Raw genomic sequence first — 24,990 nt, 5'->3', positions numbered from 1 at the left:
CATTCGTTCCCCTCAGTGTCGAAAGGACGCAGCAATGGCTGATCTCCCGTACCCCACCGCCGACTTCTTCGGGTTCGAGGAGCTCCTCACGCCCGCCGAGCGCGCGAAGCTCCACGAGGTCCGCGCCTGGCTCGCGGCCGAGGTCGCCCCCATCGCGGTCGACCACTGGAACCGTCAGGAGTTTCCGCAGCACCTGATCCCGCAGATCGCGGAGCTCGACATTGTGAGCCCGGTGCGCCGACTCGGCCACTCCCACCTGTTCGCGGGCCTCCTCACCGCCGAGATCCACCGCACCGACGCGTCCGTCGGCACGTTCATGAGCGGCCACGACGGCCTGTTCACCGGGTCGATCGAGCTGCTGGCCTCCGAGGAACAACGGGCCGCCTGGCTGCCGGACATCTACGCGATCCGCAAGAAAGGCGTCTTCGCGATCACCGAGCCCGACGCGGGCTCGGATGTGGCGGGCGGGCTCACCACCACCGCGCGCCGCGACGGCGATTCCTGGGTCCTCAACGGGGTCAAGCGCTGGATCGGGAGCGTCACGTTCTCGGACTACGTCATCATCTGGGCGCGGGACGAGGCCGACGACCAGGTCAAGGGGTTCCTCGTCGACACCTCGCTCCCCGGCTTCTCGACCACGCTGATCGAACACAAGATCGCGCTGCGCGCCGTGCTCAACGCGAACGTCTTTCTCGACAACGTTCGGGTGCCCGCGGATCACAAGCTCGCCGGGGCCAACAGCTTCCGCGACGTGAACCGCGTCCTCACCGGCACCCGCGCCGTGGTCGGCTGGCAGGCGGTCGGGCTGCAGCTCGCGGCATTCGATATTGCGCGCGCCTACGCCGTCGAGCGCACCCAGTTCGGAAAGCCGCTCGCCGCCTTCCAGCTCATTCAGGGGCAGCTCTCGTCGATCCTCGCGAACCTCGTCTCGTCGACGTCGATGATGGCGCATCTGGCCCGCCTGCAGGACGCGGACGCGGCACGCGGCGAACACACCGCGCTCGCAAAGGCCCACGTCACGAAACTGACGCGGGAGAGCGTGGCGCTCGCCCGCTCGATCCTCGGCGGCAACGGCGTGGACACGTCGTACGGGATCGCGAAGGTGTTCGGCGACGCCGAGGCCCTGTACTCCTACGAGGGCACCTACGAGGTCAACATGCTGATCGCCGCCCGGTCCGTCACCGGCGTTTCGGCGTTCGTGTAGGCCTCGGCCCGACTGCGAAAGGACTGTCTCATGACCTCCGCATCCCAGACCCCGCCCCGCTCGCTCGAGGGCATCCGTGTCCTCGACCTCTCCCGGGTCCTCGCGGGCCCGTTCTGCGCCATGATCCTTGCCGACCTCGGAGCCGAGGTGATCAAGGTCGAGAGCCCCGGCGGCGACGACTCCCGGTTCTTCGGGCCGACCATCGGTGACGATTCCGGGTACTACCGCCTGTTCAACCGGTCAAAGGTGGGCATCACCCTCGACCTGAAACAGCCGGAGCAGCGCGACACCCTGATCGAGCTCGTGCGACGCAGCGATGTGTTGATCGAGAACTTCCGACCGGGGGTGCTGGAGCGGCTCGGGCTCTCCGTCGCCTCGCTCCGGGAGATCAATCCGCGGCTCGTGGCCGTCTCCATCAGCGGCTTTGGCCAGGAGGGCCCCCTCAGTCAGGCACCCGCGTACGACCTCGTCGCCCAGGCGATGAGCGGGCTCATGTCGGTCACCGGCTGGCCTGGAGGCCAGGGCACGCGGATCGGGATCAGCCTGGGCGACCTCATCCCCGGCCTCTACGGGGCCATCGGCGCGCTCGCCGCGCTGCAGGAACGCCACCAGACCGGGCTCGGCCAGCACGTCGATCTCAGCATGTTGGACAGCCTCATTTCGGTGCTGGAGTCGGTCGGCATGCGCGCGCTCCACGAACCCGACGTGCCCACCGCCGTCGGCAACGATCACGCGCTCACCGTCCCGTTTAGCACCTACGCGGCATCGGACGGTCCCGTCGTGGTCGCCGTTTCGAACGACCGATTGTTCGAGAAGCTCGCGGCGGCGCTCGACCAACCCGAGTGGCTCACCGATCCGCGGTTCCACGACTACGACGCGCGGTACGACCACCGCGACGAGATGCGGGCCGCGATCGAGGGGGCGCTCGCGCCGTTCACCGCGGACGAGGCCGTGCAGCGCCTCCAGCAGCACGGGGTGCCCACCGCGCGCGTGGCGAACGTGCGCGAGGCGCTCACGAGCGAGCACGCCCGGCACCGCGGCGTGGTCGCGGTGGAATCCGATGGTTTCCAGACGCTCGCTTCCCCGCTCCGGCTGCGCGGCTCGGTCCCCCCGTCGCCGGCCCCGCAGCTCGGGGAACACAACCACCTCATCCCCGGGTGGCTCGCGGAGGCGGCCCCCGCCGCCGCGGCAGCCGAAGCTGCGGCGAGCGCACGGTAGCTGCGCCCCCGCTATCCTGGCCACCTATGGACAGTCAGTCGTCGAGAGCACCTGCCGCGCGCCACACGCTGCAGGTGCTCTCGCACCTTGCGAGTCGCCGCGGCCCCGTGGGTGCCGCGGCGATCAGCCAGGCGCTCGGGCTGCCGCGCTCCTCGGTGTACCAGCTGCTGGCGGTGCTGCGGGAAGAGGGCTTCGTCGTGCACTTCCCCGAGGAGCGGTTGTTCGGCCTCGGCGTGCGCGCCGCCGAGCTGGCGTTCGCGTATAACCGACAGGATCCGCTCGCGCGCGTGGGGAAACCGATCATCGAGCGTTTGGTCGACACCACCCGTGAGAACGCCCAGCTCGCCATCCTGGACGGCCGTGACATCTACTACGTCGCCACCGAGCGTGCCCCGCACCGCCCCAGCATCGTGGCGCGCGTCGGGGTCCGTTTGCCGTCGCACGCGACCGCGAGCGGCCTGGCGATGCTCGCGGCCATGTCGCGGGATCAGGTCGACGCACTGTTCACCGGCAAGGGCGTCTTCCCCTCACTCACCGACCGGCAGGTCGTGGAGAACCGGCGGCAATTGCACGAGGAGCTGGATCGCACGCGGGCGCGCGGCTACGGGGTGGAGATTGAGCTCGTCGAGGAGCATATCGCCACCGTCGCGTGTCCCGTGATCGATCACCTGGGCACCCCCGTTGCGGCCGTGGGCATCTCGTATCTGAGTTGGCGGATCGACGCCGCACAGGAGGAGGCCTACGCGGCGCTCGCGCGCACCGCGGCCGAGGAACTGGGGCGACGGATCGGTGCGGGGATCCCCGCGGGCGTGCCGGACGCGGTGTCAGCGGCCACCCCAGAAACGATGCCAGAGGCGCAGCCGGACACCTGAGGCCTCCGCAGCCAGACACCTGAGGCCTCCGCACCAGACACCTGAGGCCTCCGCACCAGGCGGCATCGCCGAGACCGACTCACCCGCGCCTGCCGTCTGGGATCCCGGACGAAACTCGGCGTGGGCTGTCCCGTCCGCCGGCAAGATGCGATGTGATCGAAGCATGGAAACACCGTCGTTTCATTTTCTCTGCCCGACCCCGGCCCAGGGGTGTCCGTTCGCCTGCGTGACCGGGGCATCGCGATGAGGCCGGGCGAAGCCCTCGCGCTCCTGAATCTCACGCTGCCGCCCCTGAACGGGGAACGGCGACGACTCGCGGCGGCACATACGGTTGCCGAATTGCGGCGCATCGCGCGACGTCGGCTCCCCCGGTCCGTCTTCGACTACGTCGATGGGGGTGCCAACGAAGAGCACAGCCTGCGCGGCAATGCGCGCGCGATCCGGGAGTGGCAGTTCCATCCCCGAGCCCTGGTCGACGTCACCGAGACCTCCACCGAGACCACGATCCTGGGCCATCCCGCGGCCGCCCCCATTGGCTTTGCGCCCACCGGCTACACCCGCATGATCTCGCCCCTCGGCGAGCCCGCGGTTGCCGCTGCCGCGGGCCGGTGCGGCCTGCCCTACGTGCTCTCCACCATGGCCACGACCGCGCTCGAAGATCTCGCGATCGCTCCCGGGGCGGCCGACGCCGATCGCTGGTTCCAGCTCTACGTGTGGAAGGATCGGCGCGTCACACACGAGCTGATCCGACGCGCCGCCGACACCGGCTACCGGGTGCTCGAAGTCGCGATCGACACCGCGGTATCGGGGATGCGCGTGCGGGACGTCCGCAACGGATTCACGATTCCGCCGCAGCTCACCCCCGGCAGCGTGTTCGATATCGGCCTCAAGCCGAACTACTGGATGGGGATGCTCCGCAGCCCCGCCCTCGAATTTGCCAACGTGTCCGGCGGCACCACCGGATCCGACGAACCCCACGGGTTCACGATCGAGAACATCTCGCAACAGTTTGATCCCGCGGTCACCTGGGACGATATCGCAGACATTCGCGAGCGCTGGTCCGGCACGCTCGTGCTGAAAGGGCCGCTCAGCCCGGACGACGCGGTGCGAGCGCACGAGCTCGGCGTCGACGGCGTCCACCTCTCCAACCACGGCGGCCGGCAGCTGGATCGCACGGTGGCGCCGATCGATCTCGTCGCGCCGGTGCGCGCCGCCGTGGGGGAGGACTTCAGCGTGTTCGTGGACTCCGGCTTCAGTCACGGGGACGACATCGCCGTTGCCATCGCGCTCGGCGCGGACGCGGTGTTTGTGGGGCGCGCATATCTCTGGGGCCTGGTGGCGGCGGGGGAAGCGGGCGTTGCCCGCGTGGGATCGCTCCTCACCACCGAGCTGCGCCGCGCCATGCAGTTGCTCGGTGTCACCTCGATCGAAGAACTTCGCGCGCACGGCGCTTCCCTGGTGCAGCGGCGTGCGGGATCCACCGCCCCGATCACCGTCACACCTCGCATGGGCACCGCCCCATGACCCACCCGATCACTGACGTCCACCGCCGTACCGATGCACCCGAGCGATTTGGAGCCGACATGGAGCACTCGACCACCTCACAACTGACGGCCGCGCCCACCGCTCGCGCCGCAATCAGGCACCTCCCCCACTACAGCCAGTCAGCGGTCGCCGGGCGGGTGCGGTGGCGGGCCTCGTCAAACGAATCACCCGTGGCCCCCTCCCCCGGCGTCGTCGCCGCCGTCACCGAGGCCGCCGCGCAGTCGAACCGCTACCCCACGGTGTCGGGGGATCTCCTCGCGGCGGACATCGCCGCCCGCCTCGGGCTCAGCCCCGCACAGGTCGTCACCGGCGGGGGCTCAAACCCGATCCTGCAGTACACCCTGCTGAGCTACACGAATCCCGGCCAAGAGGTCGTGCTCGCCTGGCGCAGCTACGAGGCATACCCGATCCTGATCGGCGTGGCCGGCGGGGAACCGGTGCACGTGCCGCTCGATGACACGCAGGGGCACGACCTCGACGCGATGCTCGCGGCGATCACCCCGAACACCGCCGCCATCATCGTGTGCAACCCGAACAACCCCACGGGAACCGAGGTGACACCCGAGCGGCTCACGGCGTTCCTCGACAGCGTCCCCCGTCATGTCCTCGTGGTGCTCGACGAGGCGTACCGGGAATTTGGCGACTCCGGCGTCGACGGCGTCCCCCTGCTCGCCCAGTACCCCAACCTGGTGGTACTCCGGACATTCTCGAAAGCGTATGGCCTGGCCGGGGCGCGAGCCGGGTACATGCTCGCCTCGGAGGACATCGCGAACACCGTGCGCGCCGCTTCCCCACCGTTCGGACTCAGCCGCATCTCGGAGGCCGCCGCGCGGGCCGCCTGGGCGGACGAGGCGCACCTCGACGCGATCGTCGACACCGTGCGCACGGGACGATCTCGGCTGAGCGCTGCGCTGCGCGAACGCGGGCATCGCGTCCCCGTGAGCGGGGCAAACTTCGTGTGGGTCGAATCGGGGGACGCCACCCTCGCCCTCGAACAGGCGTGCGCGGACGAGGGCGTCTCGATCCGGGCGTTCCCGGGTGAGGGCCTTCGCGTCACCGTGGGTGAGCGCGAGGCGGAGGACGCCGTGGTGCGCGCGTTCGAAGCGCACGCGGCCGACGCTCCTGCGGAGTAGCGCGGCGCTCGTCACCATGGCGGCGCAGGCTGCGCGCGGACGCTGATCCGGCGCAGCCTGCGAGGCGAGCTACGCTCCGTCGTGCTCCGCCCGGTACACATGCACCAGCGCATTCGCGTGGCCGTGTCCCATTCCCTGCTCCTTCAGAAATGCGACCTGCTCCATGTGTTTCTGGCCGGCCAGCGGGCGCAACGCAGCGATCCACTCCTCAATGGTCTTGCCGTACTTCGCTTCGATCGACGGGAAATAGGACTTCGGTCCCGTGACGGTCTCGGTCATGTGATCTCCTCGCTGGTCGGGTTCGGGGTCGTCGGCTCCGCGGCTGCGCAGCTCACCCGCGCGCAACGGGGCAGGAGAACGACCACATCACGCCGTAGCGATCAAACACCTGGCCGTACCAGTCGCCCCACGGGGCCTCCTCGAACGGCATCCCCACGGTGCCGCCACCGGCGACAAAAGCCTCGATGAAGCCCCGGGCCTCATCAGGGGTGTCGGTCGTGTAGAGCAGCGAGTAGGCAGTGCCCCGCACCGGGTAGTCGGTGCCGGGGTCCATCGAATCTCCGCCCGCGATGACGCCCGCGGGGAGCGTCAAGGTGGCGTGGGCCACGGCCTGCGGATCCGGTTCGAACGGCATACCCTCGAGCTGCATATCGCCGTAGCGCAGGATCTCGAGTTCACCGCCCAACACCTCGTGCCAGTGGGTCATCGCGTCACCGGTGGTGCCGTCCAGCGAAATGTAGCTTGCGAGTGAGTGGGTCATGGGAACTCCTTTGACGCTCAGACGGGAACGCCATCGCCCCGTGTGCACACAGTATGCACCCGGGACACCCCGCAGGTCACCCCCAAATGTGCCGAGGATTAGCCAGCGCGCTTCACCACGCTCGACTTCAGCTTCATCTTGCCGAAACCCGGGACCCGTGCGTCGATATCGTGGCCGTCAGCCGCGCCCGGCACCAGACGGATCCCGGTCACCTTGGTGCCGACCTTGATGCTGCCACCACCCGCACCCGACACCTTCACGGTTTTCACGAGCGTCACCGTGTCGCCGTCCGTGAGGGTATTGCCCACCGCGTCGCGGATCTGATCGTCCTCGGCTTCGTGTTCCGCGTCCGCAGCGCCGCCCGCGACCCACTCGTGACCGCACATGGGGCACACGAGCAGCGCCCCGGATTCGTAGGCGTACTCGCTCGCGCACGCCGGGCACGGTGGCAGGGCGTCCGGATCCACTGCGGGGGCGGTGTCGGCGGTGGAGTCAGTCATCGTGCGTCCCTTTCTCGGGGGTCGATGGTGCTGCCCGATCCTTGGGCGAGCGGCACCAGAGTACGGCCGCCCCGATCATACACACGGCGCTCGCCCAGAGCGGCCCCGGTGGGCCGAGCAAGCTCAGCGCGACGCCTCCCAAGATCGGGCCGATTACGGCCCCCAGGTTGAGCGCGGCGGTCGAGAACGCCCCGCCCAGCGTCGGTGCAGCGCTGGCGCCGGCGAGCACCCGGGATATCAGCGTACTGCCGACAAGAAACGACACCATTCCCATGACGCCGCTCACCACCCATACCACGGGCGCGTGCTGCGACCACACCGCAAGACTGACCCACCCCACAATCGCGACGATCGAGCCGACGCTCAAGATCCCCGACCAATGCTTATCGGCGAATCGGCCCGTCAGCGTCACTCCGCCCAGCGCACCCACCCCAAATCCGGCGAGCAGCAGCGGAATCAGTGCTGCGGAGATCCCGGCCGCGCGTCCCGCCACGACCGCGAGGTACGTGAAGGAACAGAACACCGCAGCGTTTGCCAGCACCGCGAGCACAATCATCCGTCGTAACTCGGGCGAGCCGAGCGCCGCCAATTCGCGACGCAGGGATGGCGTGGCCCCCTGCGGCCGCGGGTCCCGCGTGCGTCCCAGCCAGCTGAGCGCGCCGAGCGCCGGGAGGCAGATCGCGGCAACGCCCCACAGGACTGCCCGCCAGCCCCACAGGTTCCCCGCCCACGCGCCCAGCGGTACCCCCGCGATCAGGGCAAGCGTGGTCCCGCCCAGCATCACCGCGAGCGCACGAGCCCGCCGCTGTGGAGGCACAATCCGCGGGATCACAGACATCGCGACGGCGACGAATCCCGCGTTCGCCACCGCGGCGATGACTCGGCTGAGGAGCAGCAGGCCAAAGCCTGGCGCGAGGGCTCCGATCACGTGTGCGGCCACGAACACGGCCAGAAACCCGAGCAACGCAGACTTCGCGGGGAGAGCCCGCACGAGCAGTGCCATCGTGGGCGCACCCACGACCATTCCCACTGCGAATCCTGAGGTCAGGAGGCCCGTCGTTCCGAGTGAGACGTTGAGTTCACGAGACATCGCCGGGAGCAACCCGGCGAGCATGAACTCCGAAGTTCCCTGCGCAAAAACTGCGAGCGCAAGAAGATATACCAAGACTGGCATGAGAAAAACTTTCCGTGAGGTGACGAATCAGAACCGTTCGGCACCACCGGCAACCGCGACAATTCCCGGGCACGCAATTGCGCTCACCGCGGAGAATTTCCCGCTCTCGGGCTACCGGCGTACCGATAGCCCCACGCGAATGGTTTCAATACACCCCATGCAGTTCAGTCTAGGGCAGCACGTGTTGGAGTGACGGGGTTGTTTGACCCTGTCGTTACGTCAAGGTTTAGCGTGACCTTCCATGAGCATCTCAGTGATCGATACCGCCACCACCATGCGCGCCGTTCTTACGGCACCCGAATCCGCACGCCAGAATCTTCTCCGTGAGCTCTGGGCCCCCGTCGCACCGATGTACTCGTTTGTGCCCGGGGGCGTCGACCTTGCTGCCGTGCACGCACAGAACTTTGGCTTCCCCACGACACACTCGATCCCGGAGGTGCTTGAGGCCTGCGACACGCTCGCGAACGCCCGAGCCTGGGAACGGATCGGTCACGCCCTGCAGCACGGGATTTCGGCACTCCGCGCCGCCAACCCGAGGATCACGATTCCCGATCTCACCGTGCTCCTGGTTCTCGGCGACCCGTCGAACCCACATTTTATGGAGGAAGTCCAGGGACTCTCTGGCTTCGGCGGGATCAGCGGCTTCATCGTGATCACCGTATGGCCCACCGAGCGGATCATGAGTCGTTTGGAGGCGATCGTGGTCCACGAACTGCACCACAACCTGCGATACTCCCCCGGCGGCGTGCTCTGGGATCCGCAGACCGTCACCGTCGGGGAGCACGTCGTTTCCGAAGGGCTCGCGGACGTGTGTGCCGTGGAGCTCACCGGCGCTGACGGGTTGACGCATTTTGTCAGCGCCGAGACGCGAGCGGACGATGCCGTGCTTGCACGGATCGCTACGGGCCTCGACGTCACGGGAATGGGCGATTTTGCGGCGTGGGTACTGGGCGACGCGACCGCCCACCTGTTCGGGACGGCACCTGTGGGTCTCCCTACCGGGGCGGGCTACGCTGCGGGGGCGCGGATCGTGCAGGCGTACCTGGCGGCCGAAGGAACCACCGCGGCCGCGAGTCTGCACACTCCCGCCGCGGAGATTCTGCGCATTGCGCTCCCGGCGCTGAATCTCGCTCCGCCCCAGAGTGCGGCAGACTGAAGCACCAGCGGAGACACCGGCAGGTGCCCAGGGACAAAGGACGACATGTATGGAATGGACGGTGCAGCAGCTCGCCGAGCGCGCCGGCATCAGCGCTCGCACGATCCGTCATTACCATCGGATCGGCCTCCTACTCCCCGACCGAGTGGGGTCCAACGGATACCGATACTACGGTGCGATCGCGGTGGCCCGGATCCAGCGCATCTTGCTGCTGCGGGACACCGGCATGCCGCTCGCGGAGATCGCCGCGGCGCTCAGTACGGATCCGAGCCGCCCGGGCGCCGAAGACTCCGAGGCGGCCGAAATTGTCGCCTTGGAGACGCACCTCACGCGCTTGGCGGGCGAACAACGGGCCCTGGAACGGCGGGTACGGGCCGTCGAGCACACCCTTGAGATGCGGCGCGCAGGCCGCGAACCCCGGATGGATGTCATGCTCGACGGATTTAACGACCGCTTCGAGGACGAGGTGGTTCGACGCTGGGGGCGGGCGGCATTCGATGCCTCGAACCAGTGGTGGCACGGGAAGTCGCTGTCGCAGCAGCGGGCGTGGCAACGCCGCGCAGAGGCCCTCCTGCGCACCTGGGCAGCGCTGCATGAGGCCGGGTCTCAGCCCGAGTCGCCGGCGGCGCAGGATCATGCCGCGGCCCACATTGCCTGGTTCGCTGAGATTCCCGGCACGCCGACGCATGCCGGGGATCCGGCTCGATCCGCGGCAATGGTGCGCGGGGTCGCCGCCACCTACGAAGCGGACCCCAGCTTCCTGCATCACTTCGGCGACCTGGCGGCAGCGCGTCTCGCAGCAAAGGCGCTCCGGCTATACGTTTCCGACTGGGGGTAGCGGGGAGATCACCGCTCTAACTCGGCGCGCAGCCAGGCGTTCCGGCACCGAATGAGTCGTTCCATGTACCGTTCGAGCACCAGCTTTTCGACGAGGCGCCCGAGCACCCCGAACGGGGCTCGAAACTCGATGCGATCGATCATGAGCGTTTCGGTGCCCTGGTCGCTGAACTCGTGCTCGTGCCACCAGCGCGCAAACGGCCCCGAGACCTGCTCATCGACAAACCGCACGGGGCGCTCGAACGCCGTAATCTCGGAGGTGAGCCGAAACGGAATTCCGAAGTGCCGGGCGCGCCACGTCACCCGCTCCCCCGGCCCGATCTCCCCGTGGGTGACCCCGGCGATGGCCCGTTCCTTGGACCCCGCCATCGAGTCCGTGTGCGCGTCGATCGACAGATTCAGCGCAAAGCACCGGTCGATCGGTGCCGCGATGCGTGTGCGAAGTTCGAAGCGGGGCATGGCTCAACGCTACGCGATACGCCACTCGATGCGACCGAGGGGCGTCGCCCCGCGGATAGGGTGGGATCATGTCCGAGCACGCCGATCCCGACCTTGAAGCCGGGGAGGAACCCGAGGACCACAACGCACCGCAGGTCCCGGGCGACGACCGAGGCGGCTGGAAACCGTTGTTCTGGTCGTTCGACGGGGGCGCGAACTTCTTCCCGACCTCGTGGAAATCCTGGGCGCTCCTGCTCGGCGGCACCCTCGTCGTGGTGCTCGGCGCGAACTGGCTCGGCGGAGTTCTCGGGCTCGGCGGCTAGCACCGTTCCGCTGCTCGCAGCGTGCGACAGTGTGGCCTGCCGTGGGGCCTCCGCCACCGAGCCTCGCGCTGTCGCGCTGTGCGACGCCTCGGGCTACTCCTCGTCGTCCTCCTCGTCCTCCTCGTCTTCCTCGTCTTCGTCTTCGTCGTCGTCGTCTTCGTCTTCGTCGTCTTCGTCGTCGTCCGTGGCTTCAGCGTCCCCGTCGAGGCGAGCTTCGAGGGCCGCAAGCTCGGCACGGACCGCGGCGAGCGCTTCGGGGTCATCCTCCCAGAGCTCTCGGAACTCCGAATCCTCGTCGAGGAACTCGGTGAGGAGTTCGATCCCGCGCTCCAGATGCCCATCCAGTCGCTCGAGGTCGCCCGGCCAAATGTATGGCCTGCCGAGGACTGTGAGGATATACCCCGCCGCCCGGATCTCGTCCCCATCATCGGTCGCGAACGCACGATCGATGTGGCCGTCAATGTCGATCCCGTCGAACAGACTGGTGAACCAGTCCGCCGCGCCGTCGTTGTCCCACGGCTGATGTCCCCAGGTTCCCATGTGGTGTCCTTTCTGAGATGGTCTGCCCACGCAGACCACGTGGCGCTCACGCGCGGCACAGTGGATGCCTCGCTGCCGTGGAGATTCGCGGCGTTCGCAGCGTAGCGCAGACTACCGACAGCGCGATACCGCGGTGTCAGCTGGCACAGCCGAGACCACCCGTTCTACACGCTTTCTGGGTCACGCAACGCCGTCATCGCCTCGATCAGTGTGTCATGGATGTAGGCGAGCTCGGGCGATACCTCTCCCCAGTTCGCATCACTATCCTCGGATGACCACTCCTGTTCGCCGCCCTGACCATCCCAGACGACGTCACCGTGCTGCCAGATCCACCAGAGGTTTGCACTTGCGTCTTGCACACGAGCGAATTGGGTGCCGAAGAAGTCTGTCGGCTTCGTGACCATGCGCGCGCCACGCTCAAGAGCGCGTTCGAGCACAGCGCCGAGGTCATCGACGTACACCTGCAACAGACTCGGGGTGAAGGGCCAGTCCGGCTTCCGCTCGGCAAGCATGATCGTCGTGGTGCCGACGCGCACCTCAGCTTGGAGGAGCAATCCGTCCGTGTCGATGGTGCGGGCTTCGGCGCGTTCTTCACCACCGAACACCTCGACAACGAATCGGGTCATCTCATTGGCGTCGGTCGTGATGATAAAGGGGTTCACCGTGGCGTAGCCCTCGGGTGCGGCGGGTACAGACATCAAATACTCCTGTGCTCATCGTGAATGCGATGTCACCAGTTCACCACGCTACGAAGATTCGGATATTGAAGATTCCCGCCATCTTTCGCCCGAGAGCACCTGCGCCGGTGTCTGGCCGTGGAATACCTGCAATGAGCGGGTCAAATGAGCCTGATCCGCGAACCCGCATCGCGCCGCACACGCACTTGGCGATACGCCCTGCAACAGCAACGCAAACGCCTCACGCGCTCTGGAGAGTTGCTGAATCTGTTTCCGGGTCAGTCCTGTTGCAGCGCGCACCCTGCGCTGCCGCTGCCGTTCGGAGTACCCCACGGCGTCTCCGGAGAGCATGCGCCGGACCTCCTCGTCCCCGCGGATAATGTCGAGCTTCAGGAGCCGGTCGGTGAAGGCCTCAAGCTCACCGAACTCCGGAAACGGCACCAGGTACTGCGCGAACCTGACGTGCCCGGCCTCGATAGCGAGCTGTTGCACGCCTCCGAGCAGGAGTTGCTTACTCACCCCCGGCACCACGACGTGCGCTTTCAGCTGAATGCCCCAGCTGTGCTCACCGATGGCCGATCGCATCCAACGATGGCCAAGGGTCGGTCCCGACATTCCGGCGTCAAGTGTTCCGTCCGGGGCGCGGGTGAACCACAGGTCCCAATACTCGACCGCCGGAACAAGATACTGCTCGTCCCGATTGGCCCTCGCTTGCCAGACACACTCCAGCACGGGCGAGTGGGGATGGCGCTCTTCGTATATGGGATCCATTCGTTGATTGTCACCCCCGAAGTCGTTTCCTCGGCGAAACATGAGTCCGACTTACGAAGCCCGCCCCACCTCGGTGGCCTCAGTCGACGGGTTGCCGAAGCAGCCCTACACGTTAAAGCGCCACTCGCAGACGTCGCCGTCCTGCATCACGTATTCCTTGCCTTCCATGCGAGCCTTGCCCTTGGCGCGAGCCTCGGCGACGGAACCCGCCTCGACGAGATCCTCGAAGGAGATGATCTCGCCCTTGATGAAGCCCTTTTCAAAGTCGCCGTGGATCACGCCCGCGGCCTGCGGCGCGGTCGCGCCCTTCCGGATCGTCCAGGCGCGCGCCTCCTTCGGGCCCGCGGTGAGGTAGGTCTGCAGGCCGAGGGTGTCGAAGCCGACGCGGGCGAGCTGGTCGAGCCCGCTCTCCTCCTGGCCGATCGAGGCGAGCAGCTCAGCGGCATCCGCTTCGTCGAGCTCGATGAGCTCGCTCTCGAGCTTTGCGTCGAGGAAGATCGCTTTCGCGGGGGCGACCAGTGCGGCGAGCTCGTCGAGCTTTGCCTGATCCTGCAGCACGCCCTCGTCGACGTTGAAGACGTAGAGGAACGGCTTGGCGGTCAGCAGACCCAGCTCGCGGATCGGCGTCAGGTCGATGTTCGTGGCCGAAAGCAGCGTGCCCTCGTTCAATGCGGCGAGCGCTTCCTGGGCGGTGCTCACCACGGCGGGATCGATCTTCTTCGACTTCAGTTCCTTCTCGAAGCGCGGCAGAGCCTTCTCGATGGTCTGGAGGTCGGCGAGGATCAGCTCGGTATTGATGGTCTCCATGTCGCTCGACGGGTTCACGTCACCGTCGACGTGGATCACGTCGGGATCGGAGAAGCCGCGCACCACCTGGGCGATCGCGTCGGACTCCCGGATGTTCGCGAGGAACTGGTTGCCGAGGCCTTCACCCTCGCTGGCACCACGCACGATGCCCGCGATGTCCACGAAGGACACCGGGGCGGGCAGGATCCGCTCCGAACCGAAGATTTCGGCGAGCTTGTTCAGCCGGGCATCGGGCAGGTTGACGACGCCAACGTTAGGCTCGATCGTCGCGAACGGGTAGTTCGCTGCGAGAGCATCGTTGTGCGTGAGGGCGTTGAACAGGGTCGACTTGCCGACGTTCGGGAGACCGACGATACCAATTGAAAGAGCCACGAGGGTACAGTCTACCCGGGTTCCCGTCGCCCGGGCACACGATGATGTGCGCGACCTCGACCGGAAGATGCCCGCGTGATCCCCCGCATCGGGATCCCGATCCGCCGCAAGATGTCAGCGGGGTGTGTCAGGCTGGGAGGGTGTCAGTAGATTTCACCGCGATCGATTTCGAGACCGCGAACAACCATCCGTCCTCGGCGTGCTCCGTAGGGTTAGCGCGTGTGCGCGATGGCCAGGTGGTGGATCGTGCGTACTGGCTCATTCGACCGCCCGCCGCGCACGCGCGGTTTCTCCCGTTCAACGTGAAGATCCACGGCATCACCGCGGACATGGTCACGGACGCGCTCGAGTGGAGCGCACAGCTCCCGGCACTTCAGGAGTTCATCGGGGACGACGTCGCGGTAGCGCACAACGCGAGCTTTGACATGGGGGTGATCCGGGCGGCCTGCGCCGAATCGATCAGCCCCACCCCGCGCCTGAAGTATCTCTGCAGCGTGCAGGTCTCACGGAAGACGTACGACATCCCCTCGCACCGGCTTCCGCTGTCCGCAGCGGCGGCGGGATACGGCGAATTTGCACACCATGACGCGATGGCGGATGCAGAAGCGGCGGCCGCCATTGTCTCCGATGCTGCACGCCGGCACGCGGCCACAGATATCCCCCAGCTCGTGCGCGCCACGGGCCTGCGGCTCCACCAGTTGAAGGCCATTCCGCTGAAGCTCTAGCGCTCCCCACGGGGCCGGGTTCACACCGTTTCTTGCCCCCTTCAGGATCTTCTTCACGACGGGATTTCGTCGGTCCTGAATGTCGGTGGTCCATGCTGGAATAGTCGCATGTCCCCCACCCAGCCCAGCGATTCGGAGCAGCATCGCGAGTCGGCCCAGCGCATCGAAGAGATCGCCGCGCTCGACGCCGTCGTGACCGGGCTCGAAGCGGTGGAACGGCAGCGGCGTGCGCTCGACGGCGAGCGCGTGCGTTTGCTGAGCGCGGCACTCGGACTCGCGGTGACGGGGCAGCGCTCCGGGAACGCAGATCTGCGGTACCGCGCCCTCCGCGCTGAGCTCGCGACCGCGTTGAACTGCACTGAGGCCGCGATCGAGGCCGAGCTCAGTGTGGCCGAGCGACTGGTCGAACGCTTCCCCGCAACGCTGCGCCAACTTGGCGCGGGCGACATAGCCTACGCGCACGCGCGGGTCCTCGCGGACGCCAGCGCGCCGCTGGGGCACGGCACGGATGGGGAGAGCACGCGCCGCCGCCGTGCCTATGAGACCGAGGTGCTCGCGGAAGCCCGCACCGAAACCCCGAACCGGCTTCGACCGATCGCCCAGCGGATCGCCCTGCGCTGTGCCGAACTGCCGCCGGAGGATCGACACCGTGAGGCTGCGCGCTGCCGCAGCGTTCGCGTGGTGGATCAGGCCGACGGCATGTCGGATCTGATCGCCCACCTGCCAAGCCTCGAAGCGCACGCCGTCAAGGATCGGCTGACGCGCATCGCACGGCACACCATGACGGCGCGGTCTCGGGCAAGCTCAGAGGCGAACGATCCCCCGGCACCGGATTCGAGCGCGAACAGCGCTGCAACGGCCGAGCCACCACCGCAGGGAACCGCCGGGCTCACGATCGACGCGGTGCGCGCCGACGCGCTCGCGGACCTGCTCTTAAGCCGTGAGCCCACGACGCTCTTCGCGGGCGACCCCGCCGAGGCGGTGCGCGGGCACGTACAGCTCGTCGTCTCCATCGACGCCGACCCGGCAGCGCCTGGCCCCAGGATCACGGAGGCAGAACTCGTCGGCTGCGGCCCCTTGGACCCGGCATCGGCATCAGAGGTCTTCGCCCGCACTCCCGTGTGGGAGCGAGTCCACGGCGATCCTCAGACCGGCACCGTGCTGGAGGTCGATCGGTACCGGCCGAGCGCAAAGATGCGTCGTTTCCTCGGCGCCCGGGACCTGCACTGCCGCTTTCCCGGATGTCGCGCGCCGCTGTCGCGCACCGACATTGACCATACGACCCCGGCCGCCCGCGGCGGACCGACCGCCACCACCAACCTCGCCCACCTCTGCCGGTCGCACCATACGATCAAGGGCGAGACGGACTGGGGTGTCAGCCAGGACGCCACGGGCACGCTGACCTGGCGCAGCCCCACGGGCCGCACCCACGTTGACCGGCCACCGAGTCGGGTGCGGTTCCGGCAGGTGCCGCCGGAACCACCCGAGCCGCCCGGGCCGGCCGGGCCAGCCGAACCGACTGAGCCGCCCAAGTCGCCGGCACCACCTGAGCCACCGGCACCGTTCTAGCCCGGTTCGCGCACCTCGCCAAGCATCATTGTCAGTGGTCCCTGCCATCCTGGGAAGCATGACCCCGATCACTCTCGCGCTGCTGTTCGTTCTGGTGGCCCTGCTTGCCGGCGGCGCCGGTGCCGCCATCGGCATGACCGTCCGCGGCCGAAGCGCCGCGCGCAGCCTGAGCGCCGCACTCGCCGAACACACGGCCGCCGCGGAACGCGACGTGGCGCTCGCGGCCCAGCACGCCCGGCTCGACGCCGAAGCGGGGGCTCGGCTCCTCCGCGAAGAGCTCGCCGCGGCAGAAACCCGAGTGCACGGACTCGAAGAACGGCTCCGGGATGCGCATCACCACGCACGAGAACGCGCCGAGCTCGAGCGCGAGGAGCAGCGCGTGCTGCAGCAACTGGCCCCGCTCCGTGAGAGCCTGGGCAAGCTCGAGCAGACCGTCACCACGATGGAACAGCAGCGCGCCACGCAGCACGGCGAGATCACCCAACAGCTGCGCCAAGCCGCCCTCGCCGAGGACAAACTCCGCGGCACCGCTGAGAGCCTCGCCGCCGCACTCCGCTCGAACAACACCCGGGGGCTCTGGGGCGAAACGCAGCTGCGGCGCATCATCGAGGCCGCCGGCATGCTTGAGCACGTCGATTTTGAGGTTCAGCAGCAGCTCACCACCGAACGAGGTGTGCTCCGCCCCGACATGGTGGTACACCTCCCCGGCGGCAAGGCCATCGCCATCGACGCGAAGGTACCGTTCGCCGCGTACCTGGAGGTGCAGCAGCTCGATGCTCAGCACCTCACCGCACCCGAGCCCGGTGCCCCGCACGACGACGTCCGGGATGCCCGTCGCACCGCGCTGCTCGCGCAGCACGCCAAGGCGCTCCGGGAGCACATCCTCGCCCTGAGCAAACGCGACTACGCCGCGGCGCTCCCCGATTCACCGGAGTTCGTGATCGCGTTCCTGCCGAGCGAGTCCCTGCTCTCAAGCGCGCTCGACACCGATCCGCTGCTCATGGAGTTCGCCTTCGAACGCCGCGTCGCGCTCGCCTCCCCGGTGAGCCTCTGGGCGATCCTCAAGTCGGTCGCGCACAGCTGGCGGCAGGAGTCGCTCACCTCGGAAGCGCGGGCACTCTTCGACCTGAGCCGGGAACTCCACACGCGCCTGGGCCGCAACGCGACCCACCTCGACAAACTGGGCCGCACGCTCTCCCGCGGGGTGCAGGACTACAACGCCTACATTGGTTCGCTGGAACGTCAGGTCCTCCCGACCGCGCGCAAGATCAGCGCACTCAACGGCGAACAGATCGCCCCCGCGCCCGCGCAGTTGGAGGACGCGGTGCGCCCGCTCGTTGCCCCCGAGCTCCGGCCCGAGGCCGAAGGAGCCGAAGCTGCCGAGGAAACCGAAGCTGCCGAAGCTGCCGCAGACACGGGAGGTCCCGGAAACACCGCAGGCACCGGCGATCCCGACCACCTCTGGTCCTAAGCGAAGCCACGGAAACGCAGAACGTCCCGAGCGAAATCGCTCGGGACGTTCTGCGTAGTGGGGCGTGCGGGGAGATTAGTCCCAGCGGCTCGGATCCATGTCGCTCACGATGTGGCGGATCGTGCCCGAGTGCGAGCGCATCACGATGCTCTCGGCGCGCACGAACGGGCCGCGGCGCTCCACGCCATCGATGAACTCAGCGTCGGTGATGCCGGTCGCTACGAAGTAGCAGTTGTCGCTCGACACCAGGTCGTTCGCCTCGAGCACGCGATCGAGATCGTGACCCGCGGCGAGGGCGCGCTCGCGCTCCTCGGCGTCCTTCGGCCACAGGCGGCCCTGGATCACGCCGCCGAGCGCCTTCACGGCGCACGCGGTGATGATGCCCTCGGGGGTGCCGCCGATGCCGACACACATGTCGATCCGGGAATCCCAGCGCGCCGCGTTCACGCCGCCCGCCACATCGCCGTCCATGAGGAGGCGGGTGCCGGCGCCGGCCTCGCGGATCTCCGTGATGAGCTGCTCGTGACGGGGGCGATCCAGCACCGCGACGCGGATGTCGGACACGTCGACCTTCTTCGCACGCGCCAGCGCGCGGATGTTCTCGCCGATCGGGCGGTTGATGTCGACCACGCCGACGCCCTCCGGGCCGCAGACGAGCTTGTCCATGTAAAACACGGCCGAGGGGTCGTACATGCTGCCGCGATCCGCGACCGCGATCACCGAGAGCGCACCCGGGCGCCCTTCAGCGGTGAGCCGGGTGCCGTCGATCGGATCCACCGCGACGTCGCACTCCGCGCCCTCGCCGTTGCCGACGACCTCGCCGTTGTACAGCCAGGGGGCGTCGTCCTTCTCGCCCTCACCGATCACGACCGTGCCCTTCATGTTCACGGTCGAGAGGAACCGGCGCATGGCGTCGACCGCGGCACCGTCGGCTGCGTTCTTGTCGCCGCGGCCAATCCACGGGGTTGCGCGCATTGCTGCGGCTTCGGTCGCGCGGACGAGTTCCATCGCGAGGTTACGGTCGGGCTGCCAGTCGCCAAGCGAAACGGGTTCAGTCATGAGCAGCAGTCTACCGCTTCCATCCGCGCGCTCCGCCGAGCCCCGGGGTGGGTTGCTGAGACGCGGGGCGCGCAAGGACCCCGCGTCCCCGGGGATTCCCCGCGCCCACCCCGTAGACTGGGCGCAAGACCCGGCCGCACGCCGCGCACTGGCGCCGCGGCCCCGCGACCCACACTCGAGGAGCACACATGCCCGTCGCCAGCCCGGAACAGTACGCCGCCATGCTTGACGCTGCCAAGTCGGGAAGCTTCGCATTCCCCGCCGTCAACGTGTCGAGCTCGCAGACGCTGAACGCCGCCCTGCAGGGCTTCGCCGAGGCCGGCTCCGACGGGATCATCCAGGTCAGCTTCGGCGGGGCCGACTACTTCGCGGGCCACACCGTGAAGAACCGCGTGGGCGGGGCCATCGCCTTTGCCAAGTACGCGGAAGAGGTCGCGAAGGCCTACGACGTCACGGTCGCGCTGCACACGGATCACTGCCCCAAGCAGCACCTCGACAACTTCGTGCTCCCCCTCCTCGCCGCGAGCGAGGAGCGCGTCGCGCAGGGCGGGCTCCCCTACTTCCAGTCGCACATGTGGGACGGTTCGGCCGTGCCCCTCGCGGAGAACCTCGACATCGCCCGCGAGCTCCTCCCCCGGATGGCCGCCGCACAGATGATCCTCGAGGTCGAGATCGGCGTCGTCGGCGGCGAAGAAGACGGCATCACGCACGAGATCAACGACCAGCTCTACACGACCCTTGAGGACGCCGTGGCGACCGTCGAGGCGCTCGGACTGGGCGAACAGGGCCGGTACCTCACCGCGCTCACCTTCGGGAACGTGCACGGGGTCTACAAGCCGGGCGGCGTGAAGCTGCGCCCCGAACTCCTCGCCGAGATCCAGGCCGGGCTGCAGGCGAAGTACGGCACCGGCGAAAAGCCGCTCGATCTCGTCTTCCACGGCGGCTCGGGATCCTCGGCGGAAGAGATCGCCGAGGCGGTGCGCAACGGCGTCATCAAGATGAACATTGACACCGACACGCAGTACGCATTCACCCGTCCGGTGGTGGATCACATCATGAAGAACTACGACGGCGTCCTCAAGATCGACGGCGAGGTCGGCAACAAGAAGCTGTACGACCCCCGCGCCTACGGCAAGGCTGCCGAGAGCGGCATGGCGGCGCGCATCGCGCTGGCCGCCGAGCAGCTCGGATCCGCCGGAAAGTCCGTGAGCGCCTAGTGTCTTCCGAACCCACCGGTCCCGCTGGCGCCACCGGCCCCACCGAGCCGACAAGCGCGCAGCAGCCCGCACAACCCGCACAGCCCGCACAGCCCGCACCGGCTCGCCCCGCCCAGCCCGCGTACGGCGAGTACGCGCCCGAGGGCTGGGAGTGGAAGCCCGAGGGCACGGCGGCGGACACCGCCGATGCCGGATCGCGCGGCGGCGTGCCCGCCGCCCCGGCAGGCGTGCCGCACAACCTCGGGGCACCCGCGCGCGACGGCGCCCCGGTGTCGCGTCCCCGTCCGGCGGCGGACACCCAGCAGGGTGCCGGCGAGCCCTACCGTGCCGCAGCACCGCAGCAGCCGCAGGCCTCGCAGCAGCCGCAGGCACCGCAACAGCAGAACGGCCAGCTGCCGCCCGCTTATCGGATGCCCGGTACCCCGACGCCCCGCCTCGGCGACCGCGTCGTGACCATCGTGTTGCTCGCGTTCGGTGCCTTCGGGGCCCTGAACGTCGCGGCCTCGTTCTTCGGCCTGGAGTCCCAGATCCGCCTCACCGCCTCGATGATCGGTCTTGATGACGCCACGGTCGCCGGCTGGGTCGGCCCGCTCGGGATCGTGAGCGGGTTGCTCGTGCTGCTCTTGTTCGCGCTCACCCTGATCTTCTCGATTCAGCGGATGCGCCGGCACAAGCTCACCTTCTGGGTGCCGCTCGCCGCGGGGGCGATCGCCTTCGTGCTCATGATCGTGATCCCCATGATCGCGCTCTCGGGAGCCCCGGAGATCATGGAGCAGTTGCAGAACGACCCCACCGGGTCGCTCGACAAGATGCTCAACGCGCTCACGGAGATGCAGACGCCGTAGTGCGGTGCCCGGGCTCGGGCTCACACACCCCGCAGCGGGGCGGCCTTAGGGCCGCTCCGCTGCACTCATGTAGGGCGGCGCAGGGCAGGTGCCGTCGGCCTCGATCTCCGAGAGCTCGAAGTGCCAGCGTTCGTTGTCGAAGGTCTGGCACAGCCCAAACTCGGCACCGTACTGTCCCATCCAGAGCGACTCTTCGAGCCCGCCGATGTCCACGGCCTGCCCGGTGACGTGACTCGAGCGCTGCGGCGTATCCACCCATTTCCGGGCTTCCGCTTCGCTCCCGTAGTTCAGCACCGCGTCGTCGAGGAGCTGCTGCTGCAGTTCGGCGCTCCGCCACCCGGATGTGACCCGCAGTTCGATGCCTTCGGCTGCGGCACGATCGGCCGCAGCGAGCACCGCGTCGTGCAGCGCGGGCTCCAGCCCCGCCATCGCCGCGTGCTCTGCGTGCACGGAGATCCCGTTCGGATCGTGGATCGACCCGTCGCCCAGATCCGCGGCGGGCGACGTGTCGGCGAACACCGTGCCGTCGCCGCCGGGCAGTTCAGGCGGCGCTTCCACGACCCCGAATGATCCCGCATCCGATCCGGCCTCGCGTGCCCCGGGCGCGCACCCGCCCAGAACGAGGAGGAGAGCGAGCACGACCAGGGTGAGCAGCGTCGCCGAAAGTGCGGCGAAGACGGCGGGTGACAGCGAACGAAACTTCGTAACCATAGCTCCAGTGAAGCGGGCCGGGTGTTGCATCAGTGTGTGCTCGAGCAAAACACCTCCCGAGTTTCTCACAGCGACGCAACATCGCCCTGCCTACACTGAGCACCATGCGCGTACTCGTGGTAGAAGATCATCCCGTCCTGGGCCCCGCCGTGCGGACCCACCTGGCTCGGGAGGGCTTTGCAGTCGACCTCGTCGCCGACGGCGACGCCGCACTCGAATCGCTCGCGGTGCACGGCGTGGACCTGCTCGTGTTGGATCGTGACATCCCCGGTGTGCACGGCGACGAGGTCGCCCGCCGCGCGCACCAGGATCACCCCGAGGTGCGGGTCCTCATGCTCACCGCGGCGGCCACCCTCCAGGACAAGGTCGACGGCTTCGAGCTGGGGGTCGACGACTACCTCACGAAACCGTTTGCGCTGGCCGAGCTGGTGATGCGTCTCCGCGCGCTGGGCCGCCGCCCGACCACCGCGCTCCCCACGACCCTGCGCTGGGGGTCGATCACGCTCGATCCGTTCAAACGAGAGGTGCAGCGCGCCGGGGCACCCGTCACCCTCACCCGCAAGCAATTTGGCGTCCTGGAGCACCTGATGCGTGCCGACGGCGGGCTCGTCAGCGCGGAGACGCTGCTCGAAAAAGTGTGGGACGAGCACGCCGATCCGTTCACCACCGCCCCTCGCGTCACCGTGTCCACGCTGCGCCGCGCGCTCGGTGCCCCGGATCCGATCGAGACCGTGGTGGGCGAGGGATATCGGATGGCCGCAGATGCGTAATTCACGTGCCCGCATCACGCTGACGCTCAGCTACACGGCCTTCCTCCTCCTTGCGGGCGGTGCCGTGCTCGCCGGGGTCTACGTGGTGGTGCGTTACCTCCCCGGCTACCCGCTCGTCTCCGACGATCCCTCGCGGATCCCCGTCGCGACGAGCCGCGGGCAGATCCTCGATACCCTCGTGGGGCTCTCGCTGTGGATCATGCTCGGGTTCCTGCTCATCGGCCTCCTGGGCGGCTGGGTGCTCGCGGGCCGGGTGCTGAGGCCACTGCGCGCACTCGAATCCGGTGCGCGTCGGATCACGGCGGGCGACCTCGATCACCGCATCGGCCTCGAACGGCGCGACGAGTTCGGCGACGTGGCCCGCGCCTTCGACACGATGGTGGAACGCCTCCAGAGCACGCTCGCGGCCCAGCGCCGCTTCGCCGCGAACGCCTCCCATGAGCTCCGCACCCCGCTCTCCACGATGTCCGTGCTCCTCGAGTCAGCCGCGGAGCATCCCGAAGACACCGACCCGGCCAGGCTCGTCCACGATCTCACCACGGAAAACACCCGGGCAATCACGCTGATGGAGGCGCTCCTGCGCCTCCACGCGGCCGGGGGACGCGACGCGAGCGCCGACGACGTCGTGGATCTGGCACGGCTGGCGCGTGACACCGCAGATCGCTGGGGTGTGGCGGATCCTGCGGCGGATCCTGCGGCCCAGCCCGAGCAGCCCGAGCACCCCGCGCTCGTCATCGCGGACCCGCTGCTGCTGCGTCAACTCGTCGAAAACCTCGTCAGCAACGCGATCCAGCACGGCTCGGGCGGGGTCCGCGTGGCCACCGCGCACCGCGCGCCCGGCTCCGACGGCGCTCCGGGCGAGGTCGTCCTCACCGTCACCAACCGCGGCCCGGTCATCGACGAGGCCACCCGTGCACGCCTCACCGAGCCCCTCTTCCGGGGCGCCGGGCGTGCGCAGCACCCCACCGAAGGGGTGGGACTCGGCCTCGCGCTCGTCGAACAGATCGTCGAGACCCACGGCGGGACGCTCCGGTTCGCCTCGCCCCCAGAGGGTGGGCTCAGCGTCACGGTAACGCTCCCCGCAGCGCCGGAAGACTGACGGCCGGGGCCGGGCGGCCGTGCCGGGCCCCAGCGGCCGTGACGGGGCCGGGCGGAGCCGGGCTCCGCGCTACTTCGCGGCGGCGCGCACGCGACCGCCCAGCGCGCGGGTGTCCCGCTTGCCGTTCGCGTCCTGACGCAGCTCCTTCGGGAGCGAGAACACCAGATCCTCCTCCGCGGTGACGGTTGCCTCGACATCGGAGTAGCCGGCGTCCGCAAGATCGTCGAGCAGTTCCTGGACGAGCACCTCGGGCACCGAGGCACCGCTCGAGACACCGATCGTGCGTGCACCGTCGAGCCAGGACTGCTGCACCTCGCTCGCGAAGTCCACGCGGTATGCGGCACGCGCGCCGTACTCGAGCGCGACCTCCTTCAACCGCACGGAGTTCGAGGAGTTCGAGGAGCCCACCACGATCACCACGTCCGCTTGCGGCGCGATCTTCTTGATCGCCACCTGGCGGTTCTGCGTCGCGTAGCAGATGTCGTCGCTGGGCGGATCCTGCAGGTTCGGGAACCGCTCGCGCAGGCGGCGCACGGTCTCCATCGTCTCGTCGACCGAGAGCGTGGTCTGCGACAGCCAGACCAGCTTGTCGGGATTCTTTACCTCGATCGAGTCCACCTCTTCGGGTGAGTTCACGATCGTGATGCGGTCGGGGGCCTGGCCGGCAGTTCCCTCGACCTCTTCGTGGCCGTCGTGTCCGATGAGGAGAATCTCAAGATCCTGCTTCGCGAACCGGACCGCCTCGCGGTGCACCTTCGTCACGAGCGGGCACGTCGCGTCGATCGCGTGCAGACCGCGGTCATCGGCCGCCTGCACCACCGCCGGGGAAACGCCGTGCGCGGAGAACACCACGTTCGCGCCCTCCGGTACCTCTTCGACCTCTTCCACGAAGATGGCGCCCATCTTCTCGAGCGTGTTCACCACGTGGACGTTGTGCACGATCTGCTTGCGCACGTACACCGGGGCACCGTACCGCGTCAGGGCTTTCTCCACCGCGACGACCGCGCGATCGACGCCCGCGCAGTAGCCACGCGGCGCCGCGAGCAGCACCTTTTTCGGTCCGTCCACGGGGAGGTCTTTCAACCGCCCCGATTCACGCCGCATGCGCGGCATCGCGAGACTCACCACGGGGGCACCGATGGTGCGCTGATCAGGCTGCGAAAGAGGGGTACTCATGCCGTCGATTCTACCCGCTGC

27 protein-coding genes are annotated in these 24,990 nt (G+C 68.3%); 15 read left to right on the top strand and 12 right to left on the bottom strand.

Going from position 1 to position 24,990, the window contains the following annotated elements:
* Window positions 1-34: 34 nt before the first annotated feature.
* The 5 genes from D3230_RS07325 to D3230_RS07305 all read left to right on the top strand — a co-directional run bounded on the left by D3230_RS07325 (window position 35) and on the right by D3230_RS07305 (window position 5,972).
* Entirely contained in the window at window positions 35-1,204 is a 1,170-nt protein-coding gene (locus tag D3230_RS07325) for an acyl-CoA dehydrogenase family protein (protein WP_202344374.1), read from the top strand.
* A 30-nt stretch (window positions 1,205-1,234) separates the two neighbouring features.
* Window positions 1,235-2,422 (top strand): CaiB/BaiF CoA transferase family protein, encoded by a 1,188-nt coding sequence (locus D3230_RS07320; RefSeq protein ID WP_202344373.1) that lies wholly within the window; start codon window positions 1,235-1,237, stop codon window positions 2,420-2,422.
* A 26-nt stretch (window positions 2,423-2,448) separates the two neighbouring features.
* Entirely contained in the window at window positions 2,449-3,294 is an 846-nt protein-coding gene (locus D3230_RS07315) for an IclR family transcriptional regulator (protein ID WP_202344372.1), read from the top strand.
* Window positions 3,295-3,537: 243 nt separating this feature from the next.
* Window positions 3,538-4,818 carry an alpha-hydroxy acid oxidase gene (locus D3230_RS07310; RefSeq protein WP_202344371.1) on the top strand — a complete coding sequence of 427 codons (1,281 nt, stop codon included), beginning with the start codon at window positions 3,538-3,540 and terminating at the stop codon, window positions 4,816-4,818.
* 59 nt (window positions 4,819-4,877) lie between these two features.
* On the top strand, window positions 4,878-5,972 hold the full coding sequence (locus D3230_RS07305) for a histidinol-phosphate transaminase (RefSeq protein ID WP_202344370.1): 1,095 nt from the start codon (window positions 4,878-4,880) through the stop codon (window positions 5,970-5,972).
* 69 nt (window positions 5,973-6,041) lie between these two features.
* On the opposite strand, the gene D3230_RS07300 is transcribed toward D3230_RS07305, so the two are convergent.
* From D3230_RS07300 to D3230_RS07285, 4 genes are all read right to left on the bottom strand, one after another.
* On the bottom strand, window positions 6,042-6,251 hold the full coding sequence (locus tag D3230_RS07300) for a DUF4287 domain-containing protein (RefSeq protein ID WP_202344369.1): 210 nt from the start codon (window positions 6,249-6,251) through the stop codon (window positions 6,042-6,044).
* A gap of 52 nt (window positions 6,252-6,303) precedes the next feature.
* A complete protein-coding gene (locus D3230_RS07295) occupies window positions 6,304-6,732 on the bottom strand; it encodes a VOC family protein (RefSeq protein WP_202344368.1) in 429 nt (142 codons plus the stop codon).
* 98 nt (window positions 6,733-6,830) lie between these two features.
* Complete coding sequence (locus D3230_RS07290) at window positions 6,831-7,232, bottom strand: zinc ribbon domain-containing protein YjdM (protein ID WP_202344367.1); 402 nt, start codon at window positions 7,230-7,232, stop codon at window positions 6,831-6,833.
* On the bottom strand, window positions 7,225-8,406 hold the full coding sequence (locus D3230_RS07285; RefSeq protein WP_202344366.1) for a Cmx/CmrA family chloramphenicol efflux MFS transporter: 1,182 nt from the start codon (window positions 8,404-8,406) through the stop codon (window positions 7,225-7,227). Before D3230_RS07285 ends, D3230_RS07290 begins: the two co-directional genes overlap by 8 nt.
* A 241-nt stretch (window positions 8,407-8,647) precedes the next feature.
* On the opposite strand from D3230_RS07285, the gene D3230_RS07280 reads away from it, so the two are divergent.
* Window positions 8,648-9,562 (top strand): DUF2268 domain-containing putative Zn-dependent protease, encoded by a 915-nt coding sequence (locus tag D3230_RS07280; RefSeq protein ID WP_202344365.1) that lies wholly within the window; start codon window positions 8,648-8,650, stop codon window positions 9,560-9,562.
* A gap of 49 nt (window positions 9,563-9,611) precedes the next feature.
* Complete coding sequence (locus D3230_RS07275) at window positions 9,612-10,400, top strand: MerR family transcriptional regulator (RefSeq protein WP_202344364.1); 789 nt, start codon at window positions 9,612-9,614, stop codon at window positions 10,398-10,400.
* Between the two features lie 8 nt (window positions 10,401-10,408).
* Here D3230_RS07275 and D3230_RS07270 read toward each other — a convergent pair whose 3' ends face one another.
* Entirely contained in the window at window positions 10,409-10,858 is a 450-nt protein-coding gene (locus D3230_RS07270) for an SRPBCC family protein (protein WP_202344363.1), read from the bottom strand.
* A gap of 68 nt (window positions 10,859-10,926) precedes the next feature.
* Between D3230_RS07270 and D3230_RS07265 the strand changes: the two genes are divergently transcribed.
* Window positions 10,927-11,160 carry a hypothetical protein gene (locus tag D3230_RS07265; protein WP_202344362.1) on the top strand — a complete coding sequence of 78 codons (234 nt, stop codon included), beginning with the start codon at window positions 10,927-10,929 and terminating at the stop codon, window positions 11,158-11,160.
* Window positions 11,161-11,253: 93 nt separating this feature from the next.
* Here D3230_RS07265 and D3230_RS07260 read toward each other — a convergent pair whose 3' ends face one another.
* The 4 genes from D3230_RS07260 to ychF form a co-directional block, all read right to left on the bottom strand.
* Entirely contained in the window at window positions 11,254-11,700 is a 447-nt protein-coding gene (locus tag D3230_RS07260; protein WP_202344361.1) for a hypothetical protein, read from the bottom strand.
* A gap of 164 nt (window positions 11,701-11,864) precedes the next feature.
* Window positions 11,865-12,398, bottom strand: coding sequence for a VOC family protein (locus tag D3230_RS07255; RefSeq protein ID WP_202344360.1), 534 nt, complete (start codon window positions 12,396-12,398; stop codon window positions 11,865-11,867).
* A gap of 48 nt (window positions 12,399-12,446) precedes the next feature.
* Window positions 12,447-12,896 (bottom strand): helix-turn-helix domain-containing protein, encoded by a 450-nt coding sequence (locus D3230_RS16370; protein WP_337249127.1) that lies wholly within the window; start codon window positions 12,894-12,896, stop codon window positions 12,447-12,449.
* 357 nt (window positions 12,897-13,253) lie between these two features.
* Window positions 13,254-14,327: a redox-regulated ATPase YchF gene (gene ychF / locus D3230_RS07245; RefSeq protein ID WP_202344359.1), complete on the bottom strand. Its 1,074-nt coding sequence runs from the start codon at window positions 14,325-14,327 to the stop codon at window positions 13,254-13,256.
* A gap of 140 nt (window positions 14,328-14,467) precedes the next feature.
* On the opposite strand from ychF, the gene D3230_RS07240 reads away from it, so the two are divergent.
* The 3 genes from D3230_RS07240 (at window position 14,468) to D3230_RS07230 (ending at window position 18,092) form a co-directional block, all read left to right on the top strand.
* Window positions 14,468-15,052: an exonuclease domain-containing protein gene (locus D3230_RS07240; RefSeq protein ID WP_202344358.1), complete on the top strand. Its 585-nt coding sequence runs from the start codon at window positions 14,468-14,470 to the stop codon at window positions 15,050-15,052.
* Window positions 15,053-15,160: 108 nt separating this feature from the next.
* Window positions 15,161-16,621, top strand: a complete 1,461-nt coding sequence (locus tag D3230_RS07235; protein WP_202344357.1) for an HNH endonuclease signature motif containing protein — start codon at window positions 15,161-15,163, stop codon at window positions 16,619-16,621.
* 58 nt (window positions 16,622-16,679) lie between these two features.
* Complete coding sequence (locus D3230_RS07230) at window positions 16,680-18,092, top strand: DNA recombination protein RmuC (protein ID WP_202344356.1); 1,413 nt, start codon at window positions 16,680-16,682, stop codon at window positions 18,090-18,092.
* A gap of 75 nt (window positions 18,093-18,167) precedes the next feature.
* Here D3230_RS07230 and glpX read toward each other — a convergent pair whose 3' ends face one another.
* Window positions 18,168-19,151 carry a class II fructose-bisphosphatase gene (glpX, locus tag D3230_RS07225; RefSeq protein WP_202344355.1) on the bottom strand — a complete coding sequence of 328 codons (984 nt, stop codon included), beginning with the start codon at window positions 19,149-19,151 and terminating at the stop codon, window positions 18,168-18,170.
* Between the two features lie 188 nt (window positions 19,152-19,339).
* Between glpX and fbaA the strand changes: the two genes are divergently transcribed.
* Together fbaA and D3230_RS07215 are read left to right on the top strand one after the other, a co-directional pair.
* Complete coding sequence (gene fbaA, locus D3230_RS07220) at window positions 19,340-20,368, top strand: class II fructose-bisphosphate aldolase (protein WP_202344354.1); 1,029 nt, start codon at window positions 19,340-19,342, stop codon at window positions 20,366-20,368.
* Window positions 20,368-21,213, top strand: a complete 846-nt coding sequence (locus D3230_RS07215) for a DUF6264 family protein (RefSeq protein ID WP_202344353.1) — start codon at window positions 20,368-20,370, stop codon at window positions 21,211-21,213. The genes fbaA and D3230_RS07215 overlap by 1 nt, the downstream gene beginning before the upstream one ends.
* A gap of 45 nt (window positions 21,214-21,258) precedes the next feature.
* Here the strand turns inward: D3230_RS07215 and D3230_RS07210 are convergent, their stop codons facing one another.
* Window positions 21,259-21,924 carry a M15 family metallopeptidase gene (locus D3230_RS07210; protein ID WP_202344352.1) on the bottom strand — a complete coding sequence of 222 codons (666 nt, stop codon included), beginning with the start codon at window positions 21,922-21,924 and terminating at the stop codon, window positions 21,259-21,261.
* 104 nt (window positions 21,925-22,028) lie between these two features.
* Between D3230_RS07210 and D3230_RS07205 the strand changes: the two genes are divergently transcribed.
* Both D3230_RS07205 and D3230_RS07200 read left to right on the top strand, forming a co-directional pair.
* A complete protein-coding gene (locus tag D3230_RS07205) occupies window positions 22,029-22,694 on the top strand; it encodes a response regulator transcription factor (RefSeq protein WP_202344351.1) in 666 nt (221 codons plus the stop codon).
* On the top strand, window positions 22,687-23,793 hold the full coding sequence (locus tag D3230_RS07200) for a HAMP domain-containing sensor histidine kinase (protein ID WP_202344350.1): 1,107 nt from the start codon (window positions 22,687-22,689) through the stop codon (window positions 23,791-23,793). The genes D3230_RS07205 and D3230_RS07200 overlap by 8 nt, the downstream gene beginning before the upstream one ends.
* A gap of 69 nt (window positions 23,794-23,862) precedes the next feature.
* Here D3230_RS07200 and D3230_RS07195 read toward each other — a convergent pair whose 3' ends face one another.
* A complete protein-coding gene (locus tag D3230_RS07195) occupies window positions 23,863-24,906 on the bottom strand; it encodes a 4-hydroxy-3-methylbut-2-enyl diphosphate reductase (RefSeq protein WP_202344499.1) in 1,044 nt (347 codons plus the stop codon).
* Window positions 24,907-24,990 lie beyond the last annotated feature (84 nt).

The sequence above is a fragment of the Leucobacter chromiireducens subsp. solipictus genome (genome assembly GCF_016758195.1).
Taxonomy (GTDB): Bacteria; Actinomycetota; Actinomycetes; order Actinomycetales; family Microbacteriaceae; genus Leucobacter; species Leucobacter solipictus.
This window is presented reverse-complemented; position numbering and strand designations above follow the sequence as displayed.